5 protein-coding genes and 1 pseudogene are annotated in these 6230 nt (G+C 39.0%); 5 read left to right on the forward strand and 1 reads right to left on the reverse strand.

What is annotated here, in order from left to right; all coding sequences use genetic code 11:
- Entirely contained in the window at nucleotides 1-573 is a 573-nt protein-coding gene (locus F3G70_RS10555) for an ArsR/SmtB family transcription factor (protein WP_149732666.1), read from the reverse strand.
- A gap of 291 nt (nucleotides 574-864) precedes the next feature.
- Here F3G70_RS10555 and grpE point away from each other — a divergent pair, with 291 nt between their 5' ends.
- From grpE to F3G70_RS10580, 5 genes and pseudogenes are all read left to right on the forward strand, one after another.
- Nucleotides 865-1416, forward strand: coding sequence for a nucleotide exchange factor GrpE (grpE, locus tag F3G70_RS10560; RefSeq protein WP_149732667.1), 552 nt, complete (start codon nucleotides 865-867; stop codon nucleotides 1414-1416).
- A gap of 46 nt (nucleotides 1417-1462) precedes the next feature.
- The gene (gene dnaK / locus F3G70_RS10565) at nucleotides 1463-3346 is read left to right on the forward strand and encodes a molecular chaperone DnaK (protein ID WP_149732668.1); all 1884 of its coding nucleotides are present in this window, start codon (nucleotides 1463-1465) and stop codon (nucleotides 3344-3346) included.
- 131 nt (nucleotides 3347-3477) lie between these two features.
- Nucleotides 3478-4623 carry a molecular chaperone DnaJ gene (dnaJ, locus tag F3G70_RS10570; protein WP_149732669.1) on the forward strand — a complete coding sequence of 382 codons (1146 nt, stop codon included), beginning with the start codon at nucleotides 3478-3480 and terminating at the stop codon, nucleotides 4621-4623.
- 273 nt (nucleotides 4624-4896) lie between these two features.
- Nucleotides 4897-5712, forward strand: a complete 816-nt coding sequence (locus F3G70_RS10575) for a tetratricopeptide repeat protein (protein ID WP_149732670.1) — start codon at nucleotides 4897-4899, stop codon at nucleotides 5710-5712.
- A 12-nt stretch (nucleotides 5713-5724) separates the two neighbouring features.
- Nucleotides 5725-6230: pseudogene (locus F3G70_RS10580) on the forward strand (hypothetical protein); the annotation flags it as partial.

The raw sequence follows: 6230 nt of genomic DNA on the forward strand, positions 1-6230 counted from the left end.
TTACCTGTTCTTTAAAGTTCTCTCGAGGATATATTCCGCCCTTGCCTTTAAATTGTCGTAGAGCCTTATCTGATTTTTAAGCTCTTCCAAGGCTTCCATCTGGCCGTTGTCAAGTCTTTTTTCAATATCCAAAAGCTTTGACCATTCGTCACCGGACGGCAGCTGCAGGGTGTCACGGGTGTCCTGGAAGTTTACGTCGAATGAATTCTTATTGATGGTAATCTGGATTTTGACTTCATTGTGCAGGTCGTAGTATTTTCTCGGCCTTCCCCTCAGGATCTTTTTGTAGGAGGAATTGAGTATTCCCACTTCTTCCATGGCCCTCAGGTGGGCGATGATTGCCTTCTGGCCGACGTTGAGCTCGTTTGATATTTCACTGACGAACATCGGTTCCTGCCTTAAGAGGTCGATTATGTCTCTTCTCGTTTTACATCCCATTACGTCAAGGATGTCTTCCTTATCTATTTCATCCAAATCAGCGCCGTAAGATCCCCGCAGCTCTATGCTTTCGCTGGAGGAATTACCTTTGTTTTGGAATTTGGCATTTTTTTTAATATCGCTTGTATCAGTCATGATTATATAATATATCAGAAAGCATATTTAAAGTATTTGATTTTTATTACAATTTGTAAGAAAATAATCGAAACATTTATATAACCTTTTGTTACTATAATAATGTAGGAGAAAGATAACTTTTTGTTACTTTAATATTTGGTTTCGAAAACTCGAAGTAATAACTCCGAAAGATGAACCATTTTCCTATATGTCCATAAATTCCTTAAGGCCAAATATTTAAAGTTTCAATTAAGATTCTCTGCTGGAGAGTTATTACAAAGAGTTTTTAAGAAGTGAAAAGGTGAGTGAATGGCAAAAAAGAAAAAAGAAGAAGAAAAAGAAGAAATTAAAGATCTTCAAGAGAAATACGATGAACTGCTTGAGGAGTTAGCTTCAAAGGATGAAGAGATATCTTCACTTACAGAAGATCTTGAAAAACAGGAAGCCGAAACTCAGGAATACGTTTCACTGTCCCAAAGACTTCAGGCTGATTTCGAGAATTTCAAAAAGATTACCGACAAAAGAAATGTTGAAATCGTGAAATTTGCAAATGAAAATCTTTTAGTGGAATTCCTTGACTGCTACGAAGACATTGAAAGGTCACTTGCAATCGAAAATGACAAGGATTTCAGGCAGGGCATTGAACTCATATACAACAAGTTTTCAGACATCCTGGCCAAGGAAGGCGTTGAAGTGATTCCTGCCAAGGGCGAGAAGTTCGACCTCAACAAACATGAGGCACTTATGGTTCAGGAAAGCGAAGACGTTGAAAACGGATACATTATAGAAGAATTGATGAAAGGATACACATACAAGGACAAGGTACTTAAATATTCAAAAGTAATTGTCTGTAAAAAATAAATCATGTTTATATAAATTATTCAAATAAAAAAAAATGGTGATATTTATGTCAGATAATAAAAAAGAAAAAATAATCGGTATTGACTTAGGTACAAGTAACTCAGCAGCATCCGTGCTTGTGGGAGGAAAGCCAAGCACTATCCCTTCAGCCGAAGGGGCCAGCCAGTACGGTAAATCATTCCCAAGCTATGTTGCATTTACTGAAGACGGACAAATGCTGGTCGGTGAACCTGCAAGAAGGCAGGCAGTAACCAACCCTGAAAACACAATAAGCGCAATCAAAAGGCTTATGGGTACAGATAAAAAGGTTACCGCTAACGGAAAACAGTACACTCCTCAGGAAATTTCCGCATTCATTTTGCAGAAAATCAAAAAGGATGCTGAGTCTTTCCTCGGAGAACCAATCGAAAAGGCAGTTATTACCGTACCTGCTTACTTTGACGACAACCAAAGGACCGCTACAAAAGACGCAGGAAGAATTGCAGGTCTTGACGTAGTAAGGCTCGTTAACGAACCGACCGCAGCAAGTCTTGCATACGGACTGGACAAGCAGGACGCAGACGACATTAATATTATGGTATACGATTTAGGTGGAGGTACCCTGGATGTAACCATCATGGAGTTCGGCGGAGGAGTCTTTGAAGTAAGATCAACCAGCGGAGACACCCAGCTCGGTGGTACCGATATGGATAACGTTTTATTAAATTACTTGGCCGATGAGTTCAAGGCAAAAGAAGGAATCGACTTAAGGGACAACGACCAGGCAGTTCAAAGGTTAAGGGAAGCTGCAGAAAAGGCAAAAATCGAATTGTCCACCACATTAACTACTGAAGTCAACCTTCCTTTCATTGCAATGGGATCAGACGGAACCCCTAAAAACTTAATCATCAGCTTGACAAGGGCTAAACTCGAAGAGCTTGTCGATTCAATCGTTCAGAAATCAGGCCAGCCTATGCAGCAGGCATTGGATGACGCTAAAATGTCCAAAAGCGAAATCGATAAAATCATTTTGGTCGGAGGACCTACCAGAATGCCATGCGTACAGGCCTACGTTGAAAAGTTCATCGGAAAACCTGTCGAAAGGGGAATCGACCCAATGGAATGTGTATCCATGGGAGCAGCTATCCAGGGTGGAGTACTGGCCGGTGAAATTAAAGATTTAGTTCTTTTAGACGTTACTCCTTTATCATTAGGTATCGAAACCTTAGGCGGAGTCTCAACTACTCTTATTGAAAGGAACACTACGATTCCTACAAAGAAAAGCCAGATATTTTCAACCGCTGCAGACAACCAGCCTTCAGTTGATATCAATGTTTTACAAGGTGAAAGGAGAATGGCTGCAGACAATACTTCATTAGGACGTTTCCAGTTAGTCGGAATCCCACCTGCACCAAGAGGCGTTCCTCAAATCGAGGTTACCTTCGACATTGACGCAAACGGTATCATCAACGTTACCGCAAAGGACAAGGGAACCGGCAAGGAACAGGCCATTACGATTACTTCCTCAACCAAACTGTCCGATGAGGAAATCGAACAGAAAATCAAGGAAGCTGAAATGAACGCTGAAGCTGACAAGAAGAAACAGGAAGAAATCGAAATCAGAAACAACGCAGACTCACTGATTTACACATCCGAAAAGACAATCGAGGAACTTGGAGACAAGGTTTCCGAAGAAGAAAAGTCCAACGTCGAAAAATTAGTCGGCGAGTTAAGGGAACTCATAGCCGGTGACGACATCGACGCCATCAAGTCAAAAACCGAAGAGCTTGAAAAAGTGGTTCAGGAAATCGGCGCAAAAATCTATCAGCAGGCACAGGCTGAAGCACAGGCCCAGCAGGCTGCAGGCCAGGATCCTAACGCAGGAGCTCAGAACAACCCAGGTGCCGATGACGATACCATCGATGCGGACTACGAAGTAAAGGATGATTAGATTTATTGAATAAATGTTTTATCTCATGCGTAGGTATCAAAAAAATCAGAATCAAAAAGTTAGCTAACGGAGATGAAACATTTTTATTTTTTTTATCTGATTTATTCTTAAATGATTATTAAGGTGAGTTAATGGCAGACAAGCGAGATTACTATGAAGTCCTTGGAGTCGACAAGAGCGCCGATGAAAAGGAAATTAAAAAGGCTTATCGTAAACTAGCTATGAAATACCACCCGGATGTAAGTGAAGAGGAAGGCTCTGAAGAGAAATTCAAGGAAATAAGTGAAGCTTACGCAGTATTATCCGACAGTGAAAAACGTCAGAGATACGATCAGTTCGGCCATGCCGGAATGGAAGGATTCACCGCCGAAGACTTCTATCAGAACGTGAACTTCGAGGATATCTTCCAGGGATTCGACATCGGAAATATCTTTGACATGTTCGGTTTCGGCGGAGGCTCACGCACAAGAGGCGGAAGAGCAGGCCCGCAAAGGGGCTCAGACATCTACACTGAAGTTCAGATAACCCTTGAAGAGGCATACAACGGCTGCGAAAAGGAAATCAAGATTACGAGAAGTGAAATCTGTCCTACCTGTAACGGCACAAAGTCAAAGCCGGGCCATGACCCCGAAACCTGTCCTACCTGTAACGGTACGGGCCAGATTAAGGAAGTCAGCAATACCTTTTTAGGCCAGATGGTTAACGTAAGGCCATGCCGCCAGTGCGGAGGAACCGGAAAGATTATAACCGATCCGTGTGAAAAGTGTCATGGAAAAGGACACGTCAGGAAAACCAAGACAATCAAGCTTGAAATACCTGAAGGTGTTGACGAAGGCAATCACTTAAGGGTATCCGGCGAAGGAAACTGCGGAGAGGCACCGGGTCTTGAAGGAGACCTTATAGTGTCCGTTCACATCAAGGCAAATAAGCTCTTTGAACGTGAAGGAGATCATTTGTACTACGAACAGCAAATCAGTTTCCCGCAGGCTGCGCTGGGTGATGTCATAAGCATACCTACCATCGAAGGCAAGCAGGTAGAGTTCAAAATCACTCCCGGAACGCAAAGCGGAACAGTGTTTAAGCTGAGAGGCCAAGGTATGAATTCCGTAAGGCATTCAGCAAGAGGAAACCTCTACGTTACCGTAACAGTTGTCGTTCCTAAAAAATTAAATTCAAAACAGAAGGATCTGTTAACCCAATTTGCCGAAGTCAGCGGTGAAGAGATAAAGCGCGTTGACAAAGGCCTTAAAGACAAATTCAAGGAAGTATTCAATTAGCTATATTCCACATTATAGCTAATTATCCCACTTTTTTTAGTTAAAATTCAGTTGTCAAAGAAATTTTGACAACTCAAATAATTTATTCAAATCCTGTTTTTAAAAATAAATGAAATTAAATCCCGAACAGTTGAAAAGAATAATTGGAATAATTTCAGTTGTTCGCAAAAACAAAACAATTGAAGATAATAAAAATAAATAGCCATATCCCTCTCTTTTTGATATTATTCATTAATTATTTATCGGATAAAAAATAAAGTATGTTTGATAAAAATGGATAATAAAGACAAATATTTTATTTTAGTTTTAGTCCTTATAGGCAATTTTATACTAGCTTATTCAACTTTTAAGGGACATTACCCTGAAATCTATTCATATCCATTTAATTATGAATTCCTGTCTCAACTAATATATCAATCCGGAGTAATAATAACTTTATTTTATATTTTTTCTGGAATCTGGGACAACAAGATATTATATGCAATTTCCTGCATATTTATGATATTATTGCTTTTTAGAATATGGAATTATCTAATGATTCAAAATGTCTTTGGTTTTATCGTTGATTTGGGCTTTTTTATATTCTTATCATGGTTCCTATTGCCAAACATTATTGTTAATATAGCAAAATTCTTAACCGAAAAAGGAAAATACGATTATTCGATAAAATTATGCAATTTCTGCACAAATTATTTAGGGGGCTATTATCAGTCATATCTAATTAATGGACATAATTTTATTGAAACTGAAGAATATGAAAAAGCAATTTTTAATCTCGAAAAATGCTTAACATATGAGTCAAATTCTCATAGCAAAAGCGTTATTTACGCACAACTTGGTGCGATCTATTTGAATAAAGAAGAGTATGAAAAATCATTGTGCTACTATGAAAAGGCATGTGAAACTGAGCTTGATGAAGTGCTGGCCTATGCGGTAAGGGGAAAGATTTTGTCTTTAATAGGTCTTGGAAGATATGGTGAAGCAAATGATTTCATTGAAGAAAATTTAAAAGAATATGAGGATGATGAAGACTTTTTAAGGATTAAAGAAATGTTGAAAGAACATTTAGAAGAAGAAAATAAAGATTAATGATTATTTACTATGTCAACAACTACATTATCTTATAATTTAATTTCTGAAAAACAACGCATTGGTTATGAAGGAATGAGAAGCTTTGCATTGGCAACATCTAAAGTTGGCGATGATGATTTGCAATATTGGTTGAATAAAAGCAGTGATTATGCACCGGGCTTAATGAAAGCAGCATATGGAACTTTCCTAACAGATTTGATTTTTTTATATGAACATGATTATGTTGCTGATTTAGCAGCTGAAGCGTTTAATGTTAATTGGCAGAGAACTTCACCTGTTGGCTTTTCATTATGCAATGATTATAACTGTTTATACATTACAGGCGAATCAGACCACAGCATGGGCATGACTGTAGCAGGTAATGCTGAGGACATTTGGAAATTCCGTTTTACCTGCTCATTCGCCTACAGCTTACTTGAACAGCTTGTGGGAACAAATATCTGGGAAGACCATAATATCGGCAGCGTTACTTTAGGATTGCTTCAAAGATACATGAATAATGAATCACTGGAGCT

It is taken from the genome of Methanobrevibacter millerae (genome assembly GCF_900103415.1).
In the GTDB taxonomy this organism is placed as follows: domain Archaea; phylum Methanobacteriota; class Methanobacteria; order Methanobacteriales; family Methanobacteriaceae; genus Methanocatella; species Methanocatella millerae.